The organism is Mixta sp. Marseille-Q2659, assembly GCF_940807255.1.
Classification (GTDB): Bacteria; Pseudomonadota; Gammaproteobacteria; order Enterobacterales; family Enterobacteriaceae; genus Mixta.
This window is the reverse complement of sequence record NZ_CALNWY010000009.1, coordinates 111,503-131,444: the sequence shown is the minus strand read 5'-3', so window position 1 is coordinate 131,444 and position 19,942 is coordinate 111,503. Positions and strand designations below refer to the sequence as shown.

Genomic DNA, 19,942 nt, shown 5'->3' with positions numbered 1-19,942 from the left:
TCGCTGAGTAAACTCATGAGGGCGCATTATTGTACAAATAACGCTGGCACGAAGCTATTGCATGACCGGCTTACCTGACAATTAATTTGTAACCGTCATTGAGCGGAGCGGTCAGGCGATCCGTTAATTAACGGGTGCGCGGGCAAATCTCGTTTTCACCGAAGAAAAACGCGATTTCACGTGCGGCAGACTCCTGAGAGTCAGAACCGTGCGTGGCGTTTTCGGTGAAGCTGTCCGCGTAATCAGCGCGCAGCGTACCAGCCAGCGCGTTCGCCGGGTTGGTTGCGCCCATCAGATCGCGGTGGCGCTGAACGGCGTTTTCACCTTCCAGCACGGAAACAACGATCGGACCGGAGGTCATGAACTCTACCAGACCGTCGAAGAAAGGTTTGCCTTTATGCTCAGCATAAAAACCTTCCGCCTGCTCCTTGGTCAGGTGCAGCATTTTTGCAGCAACAATTTTGAAACCTGCGGCTTCGAAACGGTTATAAATTGCACCAATTACGTTTTTTGCCACCGCGTTCGGTTTTACGATGGAAAAGGTACGTTCTACTGTCATGTTGACCTCTGTCTTAACTTCCAGGTTAAGCCGGTTTGAATATATTGCTACCGACCTGTGAAAACGGCGCCGATTATAGGGGGGCTGAGCCAGCTTGCCTATCTCAGATTCGGCAATTTATTGAAAAAATATGATCCTTCTCGCGTAGCTGCTGCATTCCTGGCCAGCTGGCCCGATTAATTTTATGCGAAACCTCGAATCTTGCCGTTCTCCTGCAACCGGTGATAACGCGTTCGTTGCGATGTAGCCGATGCCGCGCTGTTATCGCATCCGGCGCGCTTTATCCGCAAGTATCAAACGATAAGCACCTTTCCTTTTACGAGACGGGCCTCATAACACATGTAATTTGCAATCTAACCCACAGTTTTTTCAAAGGCTTTTTCCAGAATTATGCCGCCGCTAGCGGCATTGCCGTTTTCGTCTTGAGGTCAACGGCAAGATCGATAACACTCATAGCACATCAACAAATATTGAGGCTGTTATGACATCTGCTCTTTTTGTCACCGCGCAATGGTTGGCTGAACACCAGAACGATCCTGACTTACAAATCATTGATGCGCGCATGTTGCCGCCGGGCCAGGAGCATCTGCGTGATATACACGCTGAATACGCTGCCGGACATCTGCCCAATGCGCCCTTTTTTGATATTGAGCAGCTGTCCGATCACCACAGCCCTTATCCCCATATGATGCCGCGGGCGGAAACCTTTGCCGTGGCGATGCGCGAGCTGGGCGTCGACAGCAGCAAGCATCTGGTGGTTTACGACGAAGGCAACCTGTTCTCCGCACCGCGCGCGTGGTGGATGCTGCGCGCTTTCGGCGTACAGCAGATTTCTATTTTGGCGGGCGGACTGGCAGGCTGGAAGCAGGCCGGCTATGCGCTGCAAACCGGTGAGGTTGTCCTGCCGGAAGCGGAATTTGAGGCGCATTACGATGCGGATTTAGTGCGAAGCGTCACCGACGTGCTACTTATCAGCCATGAAGGAACGTCGCAGCTTATCGATGCACGTCCGGCCAACCGGTTTAACGGTGAAGTTGACGAGCCGCGTCCGGGCCTGCGTCGGGGGCATATTCCCGGCAGCCTGAATGTGCCGTGGGGCGAACTGGTGGCTGAGGGGCAGCTAAAACCTGCTGTGGAACTGGAAGCAATTTTTAAACGCCAGGGCGTCGATCTCACCAAACCCATCGTAACCAGCTGCGGTTCCGGCGTCACGGCCGCCGTTGCCATACTGGCGCTGACGGCGCTCGGCGTGAAGGATGTTAAGCTGTACGACGGTTCATGGAGCGAATGGGGAAGCCGTGACGATCTGCCGGTGACGAAACAGAGTTAAAGCTGTAGTCAGAACCACTGACGATGAGCAACACCCTGGGTGAGCTAACACCACCGCCAGAGGAAATAGCTTTAAATTGATCACTCGTTTTGCCGCAGGTTAACGCCTTCTCCTTAAACCTGCGGAAAATGTGTCAACGCAAGTCAGGACGGCTCATCGTCAGTGAAAAAGGGCCGACAAAGCGGCCCTTCGGTTCCATAACCTTAACGCGGATATAAACGATACGGCCCGGTTGCAGGCCAACCTCAGATAATACGCTGGCCGCCTTTAAACTCGCGCAGGAAACTGCCCCAGCGACGTTCATAGAAAGGCGTAATATGCGCCGTAAAGAAGTGGCTAATGCCCTTTTCGCCTTCCACAATCTGGCAAATATCTACCGGCTCATCTTCCAGCAGCGTATCGGTCGCCACAGCGCCCGCGGCGCGAATGATCGTATCAATATCGTCGTCCGCTTCGATGGCGATCAGCAGATTAGGCTTATCGTCCGCCTGCTCTTTAATATGCGCGACAAACGCCCGGCGCACCTGCTTATACTTGCTTAGCAGCTGCGTCAGGGAATCGATCATCTGTGCTGGCGGTTCCGCCACTTCGGATAACAGCAGCGACGTGCCGCCTTCCAGCACGGTCTGCTGGCTAAGGGCGCTGCCCTCTTCCCCCAACAGATGCGCAATCTCACGCGGAGAAAATTCCTTTCCTGTCGGCAGTTTGGGATTGAGGAATAGCGTCTCGCCCTGCGTCATTTCAAACAGCGTGCGTACCGGCAGCATCACGTAAGACTGCTCGCCCTCTGTCGCTTCCGCCATCGCTGCTTCTGAGGTAAAAAACGGAATAACGCTGGTTCCGTCCTCTTTTTCCCAGTGCTGCAGCTCAACCGGCGTCGTGGCGTCCAGCTGTTCGTCCGTGCTGCGGCCCGGCACCCACACGCTGGCCTCCATCAGCAGCGTAAAAAACTCTGGTCGATGGGCAGGTTCGGTGGCCGCCAGCTTCAGCACCTCTTCCAGACGCTGATTCGCGTTTTTATCTATTTGATTCATGCTCTTTCTGCTTTCTCTCATCGGGCCTGCGCCCGTCGCGCTTATTTCAGCAACAGGTTGGCGATGGTGCGCACGCCAAGCCCGGTTGCGCCCGCCGACCACTGGTCAACCGCGCCTTTGCGATAGGTTGCGGAGCAGTCAATGTGCAGCCAGCCCTGCTGATAATTGCTGACGAAATGCGACAGAAACGCCGCCGCCGTACTGGCGCCTGCGGTATGCGCTGCGCCCGCGATATTATTTAAATCAGCAAAGTTTGATGAGAGGTGATTACGATGGAACTCCGCCAGCGGCAGACGCCAGAAGGCTTCATTTTCACTGGCGGCGCTGTTTAACAGCTGCTGCGCCAGCGCATCGTCAAAGGTAAACAGCGCGTGATAATCATTGCCCAGCGCGGTTTTGGCGGCGCCGGTCAGCGTCGCGGCATCAATCAACAGCTGCGGCTGTTGCTGGCTGGCATCAATCAGGCCGTCAGCTAAAACCAGACGACCTTCCGCATCGGTGTTCATCACCTCAACGGTTTTGCCGTTACGATAGCGAATAATATCGCCCAGGCGGAAAGCGTTACCGCTCACCATGTTATCGGCACAGCAGAGATAGAGCTTCACGCGTTTTTTCAGACCGCGCGCGATGGCCAGGCCTAACGCGCCGGTGACGGTCGCTGCGCCGCCCATATCTGACTTCATGGAATCCATGAAGGCGCTTTGTTTCAGGCTGTAGCCGCCGGTATCGAAAGTAATCCCTTTCCCGACCAGACAGGCGTAAACCGGCGTGTTTTCATCGCCGCCGGGATTATAGTCAAGCGCCAGCAGCACCGGGCTACGCGACGAACCACGTCCCACGGTATGCAGGCCCATATAGTTCTGCTCACGCAGATCTTCGCCTTTGGTAATGCGATAGCTAACCGCATCCCCGGCATATTTACTGATTAAATCGACCGCGCGCCGCGCCAGCTGCTCTGGTCCCAGCTCTTCCGCGGGCTGGTTAATAACATTGCGCACCCAGTCGATAATATTCAGACGGCGATCCAACTCTTCACGTTCGCTGTCGCCCAGCGGCGCCCACTCAATGGTGCGCTCGCCTTTCGGCCCGCGATAGCCCTGCCAGAAGGCCCAGCTTTTTTCCAGATCCCAACCGTCGCCACTCAAAGCCACATGGCGAATGCCCTGGCCGTCGATTTTACGCGCCGCGCGCTGAACGGTTGCCAGCGCATCACCACCGGTCAGGTGGATTGTCATCCCGTCGTCACTGCTGCTGAGGATCGCTTTTTCGCCCCAGCGCGCATCGGCTGCCGTCGTGGACAGGACGATATTCATCTTTTCAGTTGCCATTTATGTGATTCCTTATCTTTATCTGAAACGAGAAGTGAACCTGCCGGATTTATGCAAACTCATCCAGCCAGACCAGCAGAATCGCCTCAAGAATTTTTTCGTTGGAGGCGTCAGGATTATCATCAAACTCCTCAAGCTGACAAATCCATTGGTGCATATCGGTAAAGCGCACCGTTTTCGGATCGATATCAGGATAAGCATCGTACAAGGCTTCGCCGATTTCACGGCTGTCGGTCCATTTCAGTCCCACAATCTTTCCTCAGTTAAAAACGGGCCGGCTTAGAGGCCGACCCGTTGTTAAATTAATGCTCGCGCGCGTGGTTGATGGTATAGCGGGGAATTTCCACCACTAAGTCCTCATCCGTGACCCTCGCCTGGCAGCCAAGACGGCTTTCCGGCTCCAGCCCCCAAGCCTTGTCCAGCATATCATCTTCATCTTCGCTGCTTTCCGGCAGGGAATCGAAGCCTTCGCGCACAATGCAGTGGCAGGTGGTGCAGGCACAGGATTTTTCACAGGCGTGTTCCAGTTCAATGCCGTTGCGCAGCGCGACGTCAAGAATGGTATCGCCCTCTTCGGCGTCGAATACGCCGCCTTCCGGCAGCAAATCCTGATGGGGTAAAAAGACAATCTTCGGCATTGATCAAACCTCATCCACAGAATGACCGGCCAGCGCGCGACGGACGGAGTTGTCCATACGACGGGCGGCAAAATCCTGGGTTACTTTATCAAGTTGTTTTACCGCTGCGCTGATGGCGTCCGCCTCATCGCCGCGAAGTGCTTCATGTAGCTGCTGTTGCGCCTGCTGAATGCTGTGCAGCTCTTGCTGGTTCAGCAACGCGGCATCGTCTGCCAGCGCGCCAGCCAGGCTTTCCAGCACGCGCAGGCCTTCTACTTTTTGTTCCGCCAGCTTACGCGCCGCCACGTCCTGCTGAGCATTGGCCATGGAATCGGTAATCATACTGGCGATTTCGTTTTCAGTCAGGCCGTAGGAAGGCTTCACCTGAATCGAGGCTTCCACGCCGGTCGATTTTTCCATCGCCGTTACGCTCAGCAAACCGTCCGCATCGACCTGGAAGGTGACGCGAATATGGGCGCCGCCGGCAGGCAAGGCTGGAATGCCGCGCAGGGCAAAACGCGCCAGCGAACGGCAGTCGGCAACCATTTCACGTTCGCCTTGCAGCACATGGATGCTCATCGCCGTCTGGCCATCTTTAAAGGTGGTGAAATCCTGCGCGCGCGCCACGGGAATGGTGGTATTGCGCGGGATCACTTTCTCGACCAGGCCGCCCATGGTTTCGAGACCCAGCGAAAGCGGAATAACATCCAGCAGCAGCATGTCGCTGTCCGGCTTGTTGCCGACCAGAATATCCGCCTGAATCGCCGCGCCGATGGCAACCACTTTATCGGGATCGATGGTGGTTAGCGGCTGGCGACCAAAAAATTCGCCGACCTTTTCTCGCACCAGCGGAACGCGCGTAGAGCCGCCGACCATCACCACTTCCAGCACCTCTTCCGGCGTCACGCCCGCATCTTTCAACGCGCGGCGACAGGCCAGCAGCGTGCGTTTCACCAGCACGGCGATTAAGCCGTCGAAGTCAGCGCGCGTAACCACGCCCTGCCAGTCGCCCAGCGTTACCGTTGTGCTGTCCTGTTCGCTGAGGGCAATTTTGGCGGCTATTGCGCTGTCCAGCAGCTGGCGCTGTACGCCATGATCGCCGCGATCGTGCAGGCCAGCCCGCTCGCGCAGCCAGTCGGCCAGCAGGTGATCGAAATCGTCGCCACCCAACGCCGAATCGCCGCCGGTCGCCAGCACTTCAAACACGCCGCGGCTCAGGCGCAGTACGGAAATATCGAAGGTGCCGCCGCCGAGATCGTAAACCGCAATGACCCCTTCCTGGCCGGAATCCAGACCATAGGCGATAGCCGCAGCGGTAGGTTCGTTCAGCAGACGCAGCACGTTGAGTCCGGCCAGGCGCGCAGCATCTTTGGTGCCCTGACGCTGGGCATCATCGAAATAGGCAGGAACGGTAATCACTACGCCGTCCAGCTCGCCCTGTAAGCTTTCGCGCGCGCGATCGGCGAGCGCCTGCAAAATGTCAGCCGACACGCGAACCGGATTCACCAGGCCCGCCGCCGTCTGAATCATTGGTAAGCCGTTTTCGCTTGCCTGAAGCTGATAAGGCAGGTGCGGATAACGCTGCTGAATATCGCTAAGGGATCGGCCCATCAGCCGCTTAACCGAACTGATGGTATTGACCGGATCGGTCGCCGCCTGCTGGCGCGCGTCCCAACCCAGCTGGTTTTGCTGCGCCTGATAGCGCACGACGGAAGGCAAAAGATGACGACCCTGCGCATCGGGCAGGGTTTCTGCCTGTCCGCTGCGCACGGTGGCGACTAAAGAGTTGGTGGTGCCCAGATCGATGCCAACAGCCAGACGACGCTGGTGCGGCGCTGCACTCAGGCCCGGCTCGCTAATTTGTAATAACGCCATGTTACTCTTCCCGGTTAAAAATCGAGCAGCTTCTCTTCCAGCTGTTCTGTCTGGCTGCGCAGTTTAGCGAGAAAACGCAGCTTGCGCACCGTATCTGCCGCTTCGCTCCATTGCCCGGCCGCCAGCTCCTGCTGCATTTGCTGGCTGCGCTGCGCAATCATCGCGGCAAGACGCTGCATAAAAGTTTGCAGTTTCGCTTCGGCGTCGGGCGCGCTTTCGATGGCATCCAGCTCTTCACGCAGTTCCAGCTGTTCCATCAGGAAAGCGGTATCGCGCATCGTATGCTGTTCGTTATTAATATCGAAACCATGCAGCGAGAGCAGATATTCCGCACGCGGCAACGGCTGGCGCAGCGCCTGATAACCCTGATTAATGGTGGCGGCCTGCTGTAAGGCCTGAAGACGTTCACGCTCCGGCTGTGAGGCAAAGCGATCGGGATGGAACTGACGCTGCAGCTCCTGAAAACGGGCAGTCAGTTGGGCTGCATCAATCTCAAAAGATTGCGGCAATCCAAATAGAGTGAAGTAATCCATAGCAGACTCGGTTGATAACAGAGGAGCGCATAAAAAGAATCGCTCCGTTCCCGGAGCGATTTGACCTGCCGCTGCGCCAACGTTACACGTTGAAGCTTTCTCCGCAGCCGCATTCATCTTTCATGTTCGGGTTATTGAACTTGAACCCTTCGTTCAGACCTTCCTTCACGAAATCAAGCTCGGTGCCGTCGAGGTAAATCAGGCTCTTCGGATCGATAACCACGTTGACGCCTTTATCTTCAAAGACGGTATCTTCCGGCTGGGGCGCATCAACGAATTCCAGCACATAAGCCATGCCGGAACAGCCGGAGGTGCGCACGCCAAGACGCAGGCCAAAGCCTTTACCGCGATTATGCAAAAAGTTGCTTACGCGTGAGGCCGCGCTGTCGCTCAGGGTAATAGACATCGTTTCCCCCTTACTGTGCGTCTTTTTTGCTCTTGTAATCCGCGATGGCGGCCTTGATGGCGTCTTCTGCCAGGATTGAGCAGTGAATTTTTACCGGTGGCAGTTCCAGTTCTTCGGCGATCTGGGTGTTTTTAATCGCTGCCGCTTCATCGAGAGATTTGCCTTTCACCCATTCGGTAATCAGCGAACTGGAAGCAATGGCGGAGCCGCAGCCATAGGTTTTGAAACGCGCATCTTCGATGATGCCGCTGTCGCTCACCTTGATTTGCAGCTTCATTACGTCGCCGCAGGCTGGCGCGCCGACCATGCCGCTGCCGATAGAGGGATCGCTGTTGTCAAAAGAGCCAACGTTGCGCGGATTTTCGTAGTGATCGATTACTTTTTCGCTGTAAGCCATGATCTGTTCTCCTGAAACCTGAAATTAATGATGCGCCCATTCAATGCTGTTCAAATCCACGCCCGCCTTAAACATTTCCCACAGAGGAGAAAGCTCACGCAGTCGGCCAATGGATTTGCGCACCAGCGCAATGGTGTAATCAATCTCTTCTTCAGTCGTGAAGCGGCCAAGAGAGAAACGGATTGAACTGTGGGCCAGCTCATCGCTCATGCCCAGCGCACGCAGTACGTAGGAGGGTTCCAGGCTGGCGGAAGTACAGGCGGAGCCGGAGGAGACCGCCAGGTCTTTCAGCGCCATGATCAGCGATTCGCCTTCAACATAGTTGAAACTGACGTTAAGAATGTTTGGTGCGCCCTGCTCCAGATCGCCGTTCAGATAGACTTCTTCAATATCTTTCAGGCCGTCCCACAGGCGATTGCGCAGCGTGCGCAGACGCGCCATCTCGCTTGCCATCTCTTCTTTCGCGATACGGTAAGCTTCGCCCATGCCGACAATCTGATGCACCGGCAAGGTACCGGAACGCATACCGCGTTCGTGACCGCCGCCGTGGATCTGCGCTTCCAGACGAATACGCGGCTTGCGGCGAACATAAAGCGCGCCGATACCTTTCGGGCCGTAGATTTTATGCGCGGAGAAAGACATCAGATCCACTTTCAGCTGGCTGAGATCGATCGGCAGTTTGCCGACGCTTTGCGTCGCATCAACGTGGTAGATGATACCGCGCGCGCGGCACATTTCACCGATGGTAGCGATATCCTGCACCACGCCGATTTCGTTATTGACATGCATGATAGAAACCAGAATGGTGTCGTCACGCATTGCCGCTTCCAGCGCCTGCAAATCGATAATGCCGTTGCTTTGCGGTGCCAGGTAAGTCACTTCAAACCCTTCGCGTTCCAGCTGGCGGCAGGTATCCAGCACCGCTTTATGCTCGGTTTTGCTGGTAATGATGTGCTTGCCTTTTTTCTGATAAAACTGCGCGGCGCCTTTAATCGCCAGGTTATCAGATTCGGTCGCGCCGGAGGTAAAGACAATCTCACGCGGATCGGCGCCAACCAGATCGGCGATCTGGTTACGGGCGATATCTACCGCCTCTTCCGACTGCCAGCCGAAACGGTGTGAACGAGAGGCCGGGTTACCGAAAGTCCCGTCCAGGGTGAGATACTGCATCATCTTTTCCGCCACACGCGGATCGGCAGGCGTGGTAGCGGAATAATCCAGGTAAATCGGTAATTTCATTGCTCTTAAGCTCCGTACATCGCTTCAAATCAAAAATTATCAGGCCCGCAGATTTATATTAATGGTTTCCTGCGCGCGGCCGTTCGCCATACGGCGCGTTTCATTATTCTGGCGATCCGCAATATCAAGAATTTCTTTATTATTCACCAGCTCAGCCAGCGTAATGTTGTTCAAAAAATCACTGATGCGTTCGCTTAAATCGTGCCACAGTACGTGAGTCAGACAACGCTCGCCGCCCTGACAGCCTTCTTTGCCCTGGCAGCGCGTCGCGTCAACCGATTCGTCCACGGCGGTAATCACCGCGCCAACAGCGATTTCAGCCGCGTTTTTACCCAACAGGTAACCACCGCCCGGCCCGCGTACGCTGGCAACTAGGCCGTTTTTACGCAGGCGCGAAAAAAGCTGTTCAAGGTAAGAGAGAGAGATCCCCTGTCGCTCTGAAATATCAGCCAGCGGTACCGGCCCTTCGTGTGAGTGCAGTGCAACGTCAAGCATCGCGGTAACGGCGTAACGGCCTTTTGATGTCAGTCTCATAGCTTGGCGACCTTCTGTTATACCCGGTTGGCGGAGTTTACATTTGTTGGCCGCAAGTCTGACATTCCTGAGTGTTTTGGTCAACTATTTAACCTGGTAAAACACTCAACTATTATCCGCCGTCGCGTCGCTTAGTTGCCGCCGCGCTTTTTCTCAAATGAAGCCAGCATACCGCGCAGAATATTCAGCTCGTCACGCTCAGGACGGGCGCGCGTGTAAAGACGACGCAGCTTGCTCATCACCTGTCCCGGATTGGCCTGGCGGATAAAGCCGCTGGCAATCATCATCTGTTCCATGTGCTGATAGAAACGCTCCAGATCGTCCACTAACGGATAAGGGCTTTCTTCATACTGCGGCTGCTCAACGCGATCGCTTTGCAGGAAAGCCATGCGCACTTCATAAGCGAGGATCTGTACCGCCATCGCCAGGTTCAGCGAGCTGTATTCCGGGTTAGCAGGGATCGCGACGTGATAGTGACACTTTTGCAGCTCATCGTTGGTCAGCCCGACGCGCTCGCGGCCAAAGACAATGGCGACCGGCGCCTGTGCGCCTTCTTCCACGCATTTCACGCCGCATTCGCGGGCGTCCAGCATCGGCCAGGGCAGCGTCCGTGAACGGGCGCTGGTGCCGACCACCAGACTGCAACCGGCAATCGCCTCATCCAGCGAATCGACAATGACCGCGTCGCCAATCACATCGCTGGCGCCAGCAGCGAGCGAAATAGCCTGCGAGTCAGGCTTAACCAGCGGATTAACCAGATAAAGGTTCGTCAGCCCCATGGTTTTCATCGCGCGCGCGACGGAACCCATATTGCCGGTGTGAGAGGTTTCCACCAGCACAATACGAATATTTTGCAGCATACAACTCGAGAAGGTCAGTGAGATAATGCGCGCATGCTAACATAATGCAGGACATTTTCCGAACTCCCTGCTATACTCCGCGCCGTTTTCCCGTTCTTTAACATCCAGTGAGAGATACTGATGCATCCGATGCTCAACATCGCCGTGCGCGCCGCGCGCAAGGCAGGCAATTTAATCGCCAAAAATTACGAAACCCCTGATGCCGTTGAAGCCAGCCAGAAAGGCAGCAACGATTTCGTGACCAATGTTGACCGCGACGCCGAGCGCCTGATTATTGAGGTGATTCGCAAATCTTATCCGCAGCACACCATTATCGGCGAAGAGAGTGGCGAACTGGCGGCAGAAGACCAGGATGTTCAATGGGTTATCGATCCACTGGATGGCACCACCAACTTTATCAAACGCTTACCGCACTTCGCGGTCTCTATCGCCGTTCGTATTAAAGGCCGCACTGAAGTTGCGGTGGTTTACGATCCGATGCGCAATGAACTCTTTACTGCGGTACGCGGCCAGGGCGCTCAGCTGAACGGCTATCGTCTGCGCGGCAGCAATGCGCGCGATCTGGACGGCACCATTCTGGCGACCGGCTTCCCGTTTAAGCAGAAGCAGCACGCCGCCACCTATATGAAAGTGGTGACCAAGCTGTTTACCGAGTGCGCCGACTTCCGTCGTACCGGCTCCGCCGCGCTGGACCTGTGCTATGTCGCTGCTGGCCGCGTTGACGGCTACTTTGAAATCGGCCTGAAGCCGTGGGATTTCGCGGCAGGCGAGCTGATTGCCCGTGAAGCTGGCGCACTGGTTACCGATTTTACCGGCGGCCACGGCTTTATGAGCAGCGGCAACATCGTTTCCGGCAACCCGCGTGTGGTGAAAGCGATGCTGGCTTCCATGCGTGATGAGCTGAGCGACGCGCTGAAGCGTTAATTCTCAGTGGTGATAAAAAAGCCGCGCCTGTTACAGGGCGCGGCTTTTTTTATCTTTTTTCGGCGGTTAGCGCAGCGCGCGCAGTCCACCGGACACCGCTGGTTGCGCGCTTAGCCACAGTATGATGCCGCCGGCGATCAGCAACAGGCCGCCCGCCAGCGCCAGGCTGTGCAGCGCCACACGTTGCCAGGGCGCTGGCGCCGCGCGTCGGTTTAGCCTTATCGCCAGCGCCCGCGCGCTTTGCACCAGCAGCGCCATGACCGAAACCGTTAGCGCCGTTCCCAGCGCCATCGCCAGCGCGCCGATCACACCCCAGCCGTAAACGCCGATGACGCGCGAAAAGAGCAGCATCATAATCGCGCCGGAACAGGGACGCAGCCCCATCGACAACACCACCAGCAATGAGGTCTTCCAGCCGGTGGCGCGCATTAGCTGTTCGTTGTCGGGCAGATGCTGATGACCGCAGCCGCAATGTTCATCATGTTGATGATCGATCGGACGCAGCTGTTGAATGCGCATTTTCCCCCTACGCAGGCGCATCAGCTGACGCAGCGCGCGCCAGCAGAGCCAGAGACCAAGCCCGACCACCAGCAAATAGCTGCCCTTTTCCAGCCAGAAGCTGCTGAGATGCAGCTGGCGTGAAGAAGCTTGCAGAATAATCAGCATCAGCGTAACCAGCCCTACCGCGACGGCGCCCTGAACCAGCGCGGCGGCCAACGTCAGCTTCAGGCTGGTTTTCAGGCGCGTGGGATGGGTCGCAAGGAACGTCGCGATCACCACTTTGCCATGGCCTGGTCCCAATGCATGCAGAATGCCATAGATCAGACTGAAGCCGACCAGGGCCAGCCCCGCCTGCTGCGGCTGCTGTGCAACCTGCTGTAAAAGACCGGTCATCTGCTGATGCAGCGCTTTCTGCCAGCTGACGCTTTGCCACAGCAACTGTGGCCAGAACCACCAGGCGGCGACCGCGGCCAGCAGGACCAGGGTTAACATTCCCCAAAGCGGCCAAAGGCTGCTTCGGCCCGACTGACGAGATTCCAGGCTTATTGACATGAGAGCGTTACCGTTTGAGCGAACTGGCGACCAAGATCCATGCTTTCCGGCGGCGCATCGGCTTTATCCAGCGACAGGGCGAAGGCTTTCAGCGAAGCATCCGGTTCCGGCGTGGTCAGCGTCAGCTTGCAGCGCGCTTTAACCGCTTCCGGCAGGTTTAGCGCCTGTTCATCGTGCCAGCTCATATCGACAAAATAGGTGGGATCAAAGGTGCTGAATTTATAGGTTTGGCCCGCTAAAGGCTGCGGCTGCGCCAGCGGCAGTACGAATGTCAGCACCGCTTTTGCGCCCTTGCGCGCCAGCGCATAGGACGGCGGTAGATTTTGAAATTTTACCGCCTTGCCCTGGTGCCAGAATTCGGTGAAATAGTGCTGCGCCAGTACGTTCGCCATCACCTCCGCCGCCAGTTTTTTCCAGACGGGCGAATCGGGCGTCGCGCTGCCCGCATCATAAAGCAGATCCGCCGAGGTGATCTCATCCATCGTCCAGACCATTTTTAAGCCGGTCAGCTGGTTATCACTGATAACCGGCGTGGTTTGCATCGCGATAAAGCTGTGCGGATGCGCCCAGGCCAGCGGAGAGAGAAGTAAAGCCAGCGCGCCGCCGACGCGCCTGAGCAGGTAGTAAGGTAAAAATTTCACGGTTATTGCTTTTCCTGTGCGGCAATTCTGTGAGCCAGGTTAACGTCTGGATAAAAAAGTGCCAGCGTTCGTTTGTTGTCGCAACGGTTGTCTATGCTTATTCTTGGTATGACTGACCGGAAAATTCACGATGAGTTCTGCTACAACTACAGCACCACTCTTCTCCAGTTCCCAGCGTCGTTGTCATCTCCTGCTAATGCTCTATCTGCCTGAACCTGTATTAACCTTGGACAGTCTGTGCCAACTCAATTGCGTGGACCTGACGCTTGCCCGGCAAGATATAGCGGAGGTTAACGAAGAGATCCAGCGTTATCACCAGCTTGGCATCGATCAACCGCAGGACGGCACGCTTTCATTACGCGGCAGCGAACTGGATATGCGCTTGTGCCTGTTGCACTGGCTGCGTCGTGCGCTGCGTGTTTCGCCGGTCTTTATCGAAAATACTTTTATTCCCGCTCTGCATCAGCAGCTACAGGCGCGCCAGATAGAAAAGCTGTTATACAGCGAGCGTAATCTGCAGGCGCTGATCCAACACTGCGCCGGACGTCTTCAGCGTAATTTCAGCCCGCGCGATCGCCTGTTTCTCCAGCTCTTTATGCAGTATTCGCTGTGCCATACACGTCAGGCTGTTTTCTCGTCGCCGCAGCGGCAGTGGCTGGAAAATAAAGCCGAGCGGCTGGCGGCGCAGGCGGTTATTCAACACTGGCAGCGCCGCTGCCGCTTTGCGCCCGACGCCAGCGAAGTCGATTTTTATACGCTGCTGTTCAGCATGATCCACGCGCCTTCCGCCGGGCGGCTACAGCAGCAGTGGGAACAGCAATTAATGGAGCAAACGCGGTTGCTGATGGCGCGCTTTCAGGCGCTGTCGGGCATGCGCTTTAGCGATGAACAGGGCTTATGCAGCCAGCTGTATACGCATCTGGCGCAGGCGCTGGATCGCTGTCACTTTTGCGTCGGCATCGATAACAGTTTGTCGGAGGAGGTTATCCGGCTTTATCCGCGCCTGCTACGCACCACGCAAAACGCTATTGAAAATTTTGAGAATCACTACGGCATCCGTTTTTCTGCTGAAGAGCTGGGATTGATTGCGGTTATTTTTGGCGCATGGCTGATGCAGGAGAATGCCTTACAGGAGAAGCAGGTCTTACTGTTAACCGGCGAGAACGAGGCGCTGGAAAAGCAGTTAGAGCAACAGCTGCGGGAGCTAACACTGTTGCCGCTAACAATTAAATATTTATCGATGAATGAGTTTCAACGCAATGGCGCGCCCAGAGGCGTTACGCTGGTCGTCTCCCCTTATGCCGCTCCGCTTCCGCTCTATTCGCCGCCGATGATTCACGCCGAACTGCCGTTAAGCGCGCATCAGCAGCAGCGTATTCGCCTGTTACTGGAGTCCTGACGGCTGCACGCGCGGACGTAAAAATAGCGCAGGCACCACCAGCAGCGCCATAACCCAGAAAATCTTGCCTTCCAGGTGAGTAAACAGCACGCCGCAAACCATCGTCATCACCGCAATGCCGCCGCCCATCGCCAGCGCCGAGTAAACCGACTGCAAGCGGATCACTTCCCCGCCCTGCCGCGCTGCAATAAAACGCATCGCCGCCAGATGACATACGGTGAAGCTGCCGCAGTGCAGGACCTGCGCGACAATCAACCAGGGGAGCTGCGTGGTGCTGGCCATCAGACCCCAGCGCAGCAGCGCGCAGATACCCGACAGCAACAGCAGATCGCGCGCGCTCCAGCGGCGAAACAGCCGGTTACTCAAAGCAAAAATAATGATTTCCGCCACCACGCCCAGCGACCATAAATAACCCACCACGCTGGCGGAATAGCCCGCCTGCTGCCACCAGAGCGCGCTAAAGCCATAATAGGCGGCGTGCGCGCCCTGCATCAGCGTCACGCACAGCAGAAAACGCCAGACGCTGTTTTCCCGCAGCATCGTTTTCCACTCAGCCCAGCCGGCGGCGTCGGTCTCGCGCGCTTCGCCCAGCGGCATCACCGCCGGACGTAGCAGCATTCCGCCCAGCATCATCACAATACCGAGACTTAACAGCGCGAGAATCGCTTCGCTGTTCCAGGCGGTGATCAACATGCCGGTCAGCGCCGAACTGATGACGAAAGCCAGCGATCCCCACAGCCTTACCGGCCCGTAAGGCAGCGCGATTTGCCGCGTCCAGGTGGCTGCCAGCGCATCACTTAGCGGCACCAGCGGGGAGAAAAACAGGTTAAAACCGATCATCACCAGCAGCAGCCACAGCCATTGTTGTCCCAGCCAGAAACCAGCAGCGCAGAGCAGCGTCAGTAAGGCCAACAGGCGCAGCGCCAACACCAGCTGCGACGGATCGCGCACCCGTGAGGCGATTAGCAGGCTGCCGACGAAGCGGGCAATCATCCCTGCGCCCAACAGCAGGCCGATTTTTTCCGCATCGAGGCCGGTGCCTTTTAGCCAAACCGCCCAAAAGGGAAGATAGATGCCATAACAAAAGAAGTAGGTAAAGTAACCGAGTGCTAACCAGTATGTTGAACGGACCGTCATATTTCCCCCTGGAATGAGGCGCTTACTTTGGCAAATCGGGGAAGGATAAGCAATTGTGAAGGTTTTTAACGAAGGTAAAAAAGCCCCGTCCGGCTGGACGAGGCTTTTTACTTAAAGCGAGAGAGATCTTATCAGGCGTAGACCGGGAAACGCGCGCAGATTTCCAAAACTTTCTGCTTAATGCGTTCAATGGTCGCTTCATCGTTGATGTTATCCAGCACATCAACAATCCAGCCGGCCAGTTCACGTACTTCAGCTTCTTTAAAGCCGCGACGGGTTACAGCTGGCGTACCGATACGGATACCAGAGGTAACAAACGGGCTTTTCGGATCGTTCGGCACGCTGTTTTTGTTAACGGTAATATTGGCACGGCCCAGCGCGGCATCGGCTTCTTTACCGGTCAGGTTTTTATCTACCAGATCCAGCAGGAACAGGTGGTTGAACGTTCCGCCGGAAACCACGTTGTAACCGCGCTCCAGGAAGACTTCGACCATCGCTTTGGCGTTTTTCGCCACCTGCTGCTGGTAGGTTTTAAATTCCGGCTCCATCGCTTCTTTCAGCGCGACCGCTTTACCAGCGATAACGTGCATCAGCGGGCCGCCCTGACCGCCAGGGAAGACGGCAGAGTTCAGCTTCTTATACAGATCCTCATCACCGCCTTTTGCCAGAATCAGGCCGCCGCGCGGACCCGCCAGCGTTTTATGGGTGGTGGTGGTCACGATATGCGCATGCGGAACCGGGTTCGGATAAACGTCAGCAGCGATCAGGCCCGCCACGTGCGCCATATCGACAAACAGGTAAGCGCCGACGCTGTCAGCGATTTCACGCATTTTGGCCCAGTCGCACACGCCAGAATAGGCGGAGAAACCGCCGATGATCATTTTCGGCTTGTGCTGCTGCGCCAGCGAAGCCAGCTCGTCATAATTAATTTTGCCGGTTTCATCGATGCCGTAAGGCACCACGTTATAGAGCTTGCCGGAGAGATTGACCGGCGAGCCGTGCGTCAGGTGACCACCGTGAGCAAGGTTCATGCCCAGAATGGTGTCGCCCGGCTGGAGCAGCGCGGTATAGACCGCGAAGTTCGCCTGCGAACCAGAATGCGGCTGGACGTTAGCATAATCGGCGCCAAACAGCGCTTTGGCGCGATCGATAGCCAGCTGCTCAACGATATCGACATATTCACAACCGCCGTAGTAGCGTTTGCCCGGATAGCCTTCGGCATATTTATTGGTCAGCTGTGAACCTTGTGCCTGCATTACGCGCGGGCTGGTGTAGTTTTCTGAAGCAATCAGTTCAATGTGTTCTTCCTGACGAACTTTTTCTTGCTCCATCGCCTGCCACAACTCGGCATCGTAATCGGCAATGTTCATATCTCGCTTTAACATCCGCATCTCCTGACTCAGCTAACTTTTAACGGCACGATATTGGCCCTGACGGGCGAAGGGCCACAGTGTAAACCCTTTTGCAGGTGGAAGCATAGCGTCAAAGGCGGCTTTTTACGCAAACGATTGGCTTGAGAGCTGGCAAGGCTTACAGCCGGTTTGATACTTGTTATCAAACGCGAGAATTGTTCAGCGGCAGCGTGCAAATTTTTCATTATTATTAACCAGAGCCACCTTTATTTTTGCAGGGTTATTTACATATATCGACAAAACCCTTTAACATGCATTTAAAATACAATTTATAGAACTCACGGAGAGCCACCATGCTTGATGCCCAGACTATCGCCACTGTTAAATCTACTCTGCCTGCCGTTGCGGCAACCGGACCTGCGCTGACCGCTTACTTTTATGACCGGATGTTTACCCATAATCCTGAGCTGAAAGATGTGTTCAATATGAGCAACCAGCGCAATGGCGATCAGCGTCAGGCCCTGTTTGACGCAATCTGCGCTTACGGCGCTAATCTGGAAAACCTGGCGGCGCTGTTGCCTGCCGTAGAACGTATCGCCCAGAAACACACCAGCTTTTCGGTTAAGCCTGAGCAGTATCAGATTGTTGGTAAACATCTGCTGGCAACCATCGATGAAATGCTGCATCCGGGCGCTGAAGTGCTGGATGCCTGGGCAAAGGCCTACGGCGTGCTGGCTAATGTGTTTATCCAGCGTGAAGAAGAGATCTATCACGAACACGAAGTGAAACCTGGCGGCTGGCGCGGTACGCGGCCTTTCCGCATCGCTGAAATCGGGCAGCAGAGCGAGGTAATTAAAAGCTTTACCCTGATGCCGGTCGATGGCAAGGCGGTGGCCGATTTTAATCCGGGTCAATATTTGGGCATTCATGTTCAGGATCCTGACTTTGCGAATCATGAGATCCGCCAGTATTCCCTGACCCATGCGCCAAATGGTCAAAGCTATCGTATCGCCGTAAAACGTGAGGCCATGGGTACGGTTTCCGGCTGGCTGCATGCTAAAGCGAAGGTCGGTGACGTGGTGAATCTGGCGGCGCCGGCTGGCGATTTCTTCCTGCAGGTCGACCCGGCCACGCCGGTTACCCTGATTTCAGCGGGCGTAGGCTTAACGCCAATGCTGGCGATGCTGCATGTACTGGCTAAAGAGCAGCATCAGGCGCCAGTAAGCTGGCTGCACGCGGCAGAGAATGGATCGCTGCACGCCTTTGCCGATGAAGTAGTGCAAACCGGTGCGCAGCTTCCGCATTTCAGCAGCCATGTCTGGTATCGCCAGCCGCTGGCCGAAGATGCCGGACGTTTTAACGAGCAGGGGACCATGAACCTGTCGACCATTGCAGCAGATCTGGCTGACGCTAACCGTCAATATTATCTGTGCGGCCCGGTCAGCTTTATGCAATTTGTCGCCCGCCAGCTGCTGGACGCGGGCGTGCCGAATCAGCATATTCATTATGAGGTGTTTGGCCCGCATAAAGTGGTTTAAGCTGGTGAGCTGAACCCCGATATTTACGCAGGTGAGGCATGAAAACCATTGGTTTGCTGGGCGGCATGAGCTGGGAGTCGACGGCGCTCTATTACAAAATTATCAACGAAGGCGTGAACGCGCAGCTTGGCGGATTACATTCCGCCCGGCTTATTATGTACAGCGTCGATTTTTATGAAATAGAGCAGTTGCAGGCGGCAGGCGACTGGCAGCAGGCCGGTGAAAAACTGGCGGCAGCGGCCCGTTCCTTAGAAAAAGCGGGCGCTGATTTTCTCGTTCTCTGTACCAATACCATGCACAAAATTGCGCCAGCAATCACGGCGGCGGTTTCGCTGCCGCTGCTGCATATCGCCGATGCCACCGCCGAAGCGATCAAGACGGCCGGGCTGCGTGAAGTCGGCCTGCTGGGTACGCGCTTCACGATGGAACAGGACTTTTATAAACAGCGTCTGCAGGTTGACCACGGCATTGATGTGCTGATCCCGGATGAAACCGGACGCGAAACGGTGCATCAGGTAATCTATCAGGAGCTGTGCCTGGGCCATATTAATGCGGCCTCGCGTGAAAAGTATCGGGCGGTGATTGCCGATCTGGTCGATCAGGGCGCTGAGGCGATAGTGATGGGCTGCACGGAGATCACGCTGCTTATCGATCAACAGGACGCTGCCGTTCCGCTGTTTGATACCACGCGCATTCATGCTGACGCCGCCGTCGCGCTGGCGCTGGCGTAATAAATCGCTTTCTCGGTCGGAGGCGGTTTACCGGTCACCATAAAAAAGCCAGCGCCTGACGGGGCTGGCTTTTTTCAGCGAGTAAAAATCAGATCGCTTCTTCATCTTCTTCGCCGGTACGGATACGCACCACGCGCGCTACGTCGTAAACAAAGATTTTGCCATCGCCGATTTTACCGGTCTGCGCGGTCTGCATAATGGTATCAACACAGGTATCGACAATATCGTCCGCGACGACGATTTCAATTTTTACCTTCGGCAGAAAATCGACCATATACTCAGCGCCGCGATAGAGTTCCGTATGCCCTTTCTGGCGACCGAACCCTTTTACTTCAGTCACGGTCATCCCGGTAATGCCGACTTCAGCCAGCGCTTCGCGTACATCATCGAGCTTGAACGGTTTGATAATTGCGTCAATCTTTTTCATAACGGACCCTTTTTCTCTCCCTCCGTGG

General features: G+C 55.8%; 22 protein-coding genes. 5 read left to right on the top strand and 17 right to left on the bottom strand.

All coding sequences use genetic code 11. The features are described from left to right. Positions 1–127 precede the first annotated feature (127 nt). Positions 128–559: a nucleoside-diphosphate kinase gene (gene ndk / locus P3C52_RS09240; RefSeq protein ID WP_103060076.1), complete on the bottom strand. Its 432-nt coding sequence runs from the start codon at positions 557–559 to the stop codon at positions 128–130. Positions 560–1,040: 481 nt separating this feature from the next. Between ndk and sseA the strand changes: the two genes are divergently transcribed. Continuing rightward, a complete protein-coding gene (gene sseA / locus P3C52_RS09235) occupies positions 1,041–1,889 on the top strand; it encodes a 3-mercaptopyruvate sulfurtransferase (protein WP_275554721.1) in 849 nt (282 codons plus the stop codon). A 245-nt stretch (positions 1,890–2,134) separates the two neighbouring features. Here the strand turns inward: sseA and sseB are convergent, their stop codons facing one another. From sseB to trmJ, 11 genes are all read right to left on the bottom strand, one after another. Next, positions 2,135–2,923: an enhanced serine sensitivity protein SseB gene (gene sseB, locus P3C52_RS09230; protein WP_275554720.1), complete on the bottom strand. Its 789-nt coding sequence runs from the start codon at positions 2,921–2,923 to the stop codon at positions 2,135–2,137. 41 nt (positions 2,924–2,964) lie between these two features. Continuing rightward, the gene (gene pepB / locus P3C52_RS09225; RefSeq protein WP_275554719.1) at positions 2,965–4,251 is read right to left on the bottom strand and encodes an aminopeptidase PepB; all 1,287 of its coding nucleotides are present in this window, start codon (positions 4,249–4,251) and stop codon (positions 2,965–2,967) included. A 49-nt stretch (positions 4,252–4,300) separates the two neighbouring features. Further along, the gene (iscX, locus tag P3C52_RS09220; RefSeq protein ID WP_275554718.1) at positions 4,301–4,501 is read right to left on the bottom strand and encodes a Fe-S cluster assembly protein IscX; all 201 of its coding nucleotides are present in this window, start codon (positions 4,499–4,501) and stop codon (positions 4,301–4,303) included. A gap of 52 nt (positions 4,502–4,553) precedes the next feature. Then, complete coding sequence (fdx, locus tag P3C52_RS09215) at positions 4,554–4,889, bottom strand: ISC system 2Fe-2S type ferredoxin (protein ID WP_275554717.1); 336 nt, start codon at positions 4,887–4,889, stop codon at positions 4,554–4,556. A 3-nt stretch (positions 4,890–4,892) separates the two neighbouring features. Beyond that, entirely contained in the window at positions 4,893–6,743 is a 1,851-nt protein-coding gene (hscA, locus tag P3C52_RS09210; RefSeq protein WP_275554716.1) for a Fe-S protein assembly chaperone HscA, read from the bottom strand. Positions 6,744–6,757: 14 nt separating this feature from the next. Next, positions 6,758–7,276: a co-chaperone HscB gene (hscB, locus tag P3C52_RS09205; RefSeq protein ID WP_275554715.1), complete on the bottom strand. Its 519-nt coding sequence runs from the start codon at positions 7,274–7,276 to the stop codon at positions 6,758–6,760. A gap of 82 nt (positions 7,277–7,358) precedes the next feature. Beyond that, positions 7,359–7,682 (bottom strand): iron-sulfur cluster assembly protein IscA, encoded by a 324-nt coding sequence (gene iscA / locus P3C52_RS09200; RefSeq protein ID WP_275554714.1) that lies wholly within the window; start codon positions 7,680–7,682, stop codon positions 7,359–7,361. A 10-nt stretch (positions 7,683–7,692) separates the two neighbouring features. Next, the gene (iscU, locus tag P3C52_RS09195) at positions 7,693–8,079 is read right to left on the bottom strand and encodes a Fe-S cluster assembly scaffold IscU (RefSeq protein ID WP_103060082.1); all 387 of its coding nucleotides are present in this window, start codon (positions 8,077–8,079) and stop codon (positions 7,693–7,695) included. Positions 8,080–8,103: 24 nt separating this feature from the next. After that, complete coding sequence (locus P3C52_RS09190) at positions 8,104–9,318, bottom strand: IscS subfamily cysteine desulfurase (protein ID WP_275554713.1); 1,215 nt, start codon at positions 9,316–9,318, stop codon at positions 8,104–8,106. Between the two features lie 39 nt (positions 9,319–9,357). Then, a complete protein-coding gene (gene iscR, locus P3C52_RS09185; RefSeq protein WP_275554712.1) occupies positions 9,358–9,852 on the bottom strand; it encodes a Fe-S cluster assembly transcriptional regulator IscR in 495 nt (164 codons plus the stop codon). A gap of 131 nt (positions 9,853–9,983) precedes the next feature. Next, positions 9,984–10,712 (bottom strand): tRNA (cytosine(32)/uridine(32)-2'-O)-methyltransferase TrmJ, encoded by a 729-nt coding sequence (gene trmJ, locus P3C52_RS09180; protein WP_275554711.1) that lies wholly within the window; start codon positions 10,710–10,712, stop codon positions 9,984–9,986. Positions 10,713–10,832: 120 nt separating this feature from the next. Here trmJ and suhB point away from each other — a divergent pair, with 120 nt between their 5' ends. Next, the gene (gene suhB, locus P3C52_RS09175; protein WP_275554710.1) at positions 10,833–11,636 is read left to right on the top strand and encodes an inositol-1-monophosphatase; all 804 of its coding nucleotides are present in this window, start codon (positions 10,833–10,835) and stop codon (positions 11,634–11,636) included. A gap of 66 nt (positions 11,637–11,702) precedes the next feature. Here the strand turns inward: suhB and P3C52_RS09170 are convergent, their stop codons facing one another. Together P3C52_RS09170 and P3C52_RS09165 are read right to left on the bottom strand one after the other, a co-directional pair. Then, the gene (locus P3C52_RS09170) at positions 11,703–12,689 is read right to left on the bottom strand and encodes a nickel/cobalt transporter (protein WP_275554709.1); all 987 of its coding nucleotides are present in this window, start codon (positions 12,687–12,689) and stop codon (positions 11,703–11,705) included. After that, complete coding sequence (locus P3C52_RS09165; protein ID WP_275554724.1) at positions 12,680–13,309, bottom strand: DUF1007 family protein; 630 nt, start codon at positions 13,307–13,309, stop codon at positions 12,680–12,682. The genes P3C52_RS09170 and P3C52_RS09165 overlap by 10 nt, the downstream gene beginning before the upstream one ends. Before the next feature lie 151 nt (positions 13,310–13,460). Here P3C52_RS09165 and csiE point away from each other — a divergent pair, with 151 nt between their 5' ends. Further along, entirely contained in the window at positions 13,461–14,729 is a 1,269-nt protein-coding gene (csiE, locus tag P3C52_RS09160; protein ID WP_275554708.1) for a stationary phase inducible protein CsiE, read from the top strand. Here the strand turns inward: csiE and P3C52_RS09155 are convergent. Further along, the gene (locus P3C52_RS09155; RefSeq protein WP_275554707.1) at positions 14,715–15,866 is read right to left on the bottom strand and encodes a 3-phenylpropionate MFS transporter; all 1,152 of its coding nucleotides are present in this window, start codon (positions 15,864–15,866) and stop codon (positions 14,715–14,717) included. The two genes, csiE and P3C52_RS09155, sit on opposite strands and share 15 nt — an antisense overlap. A 131-nt stretch (positions 15,867–15,997) precedes the next feature. Next, positions 15,998–17,251, bottom strand: coding sequence for a serine hydroxymethyltransferase (gene glyA, locus P3C52_RS09150; protein ID WP_275554706.1), 1,254 nt, complete (start codon positions 17,249–17,251; stop codon positions 15,998–16,000). 320 nt (positions 17,252–17,571) lie between these two features. On the opposite strand from glyA, the gene hmpA reads away from it, so the two are divergent. Next, positions 17,572–18,756: an NO-inducible flavohemoprotein gene (gene hmpA, locus P3C52_RS09145; protein WP_275554705.1), complete on the top strand. Its 1,185-nt coding sequence runs from the start codon at positions 17,572–17,574 to the stop codon at positions 18,754–18,756. Positions 18,757–18,794: 38 nt separating this feature from the next. Then, positions 18,795–19,487, top strand: coding sequence for an aspartate/glutamate racemase family protein (locus P3C52_RS09140; protein WP_275554704.1), 693 nt, complete (start codon positions 18,795–18,797; stop codon positions 19,485–19,487). A gap of 88 nt (positions 19,488–19,575) precedes the next feature. Here the strand turns inward: P3C52_RS09140 and glnB are convergent, their stop codons facing one another. Further along, the gene (gene glnB, locus P3C52_RS09135) at positions 19,576–19,914 is read right to left on the bottom strand and encodes a nitrogen regulatory protein P-II (RefSeq protein ID WP_038624670.1); all 339 of its coding nucleotides are present in this window, start codon (positions 19,912–19,914) and stop codon (positions 19,576–19,578) included. Between the last annotated feature and the right edge of the window lie 28 nt (positions 19,915–19,942).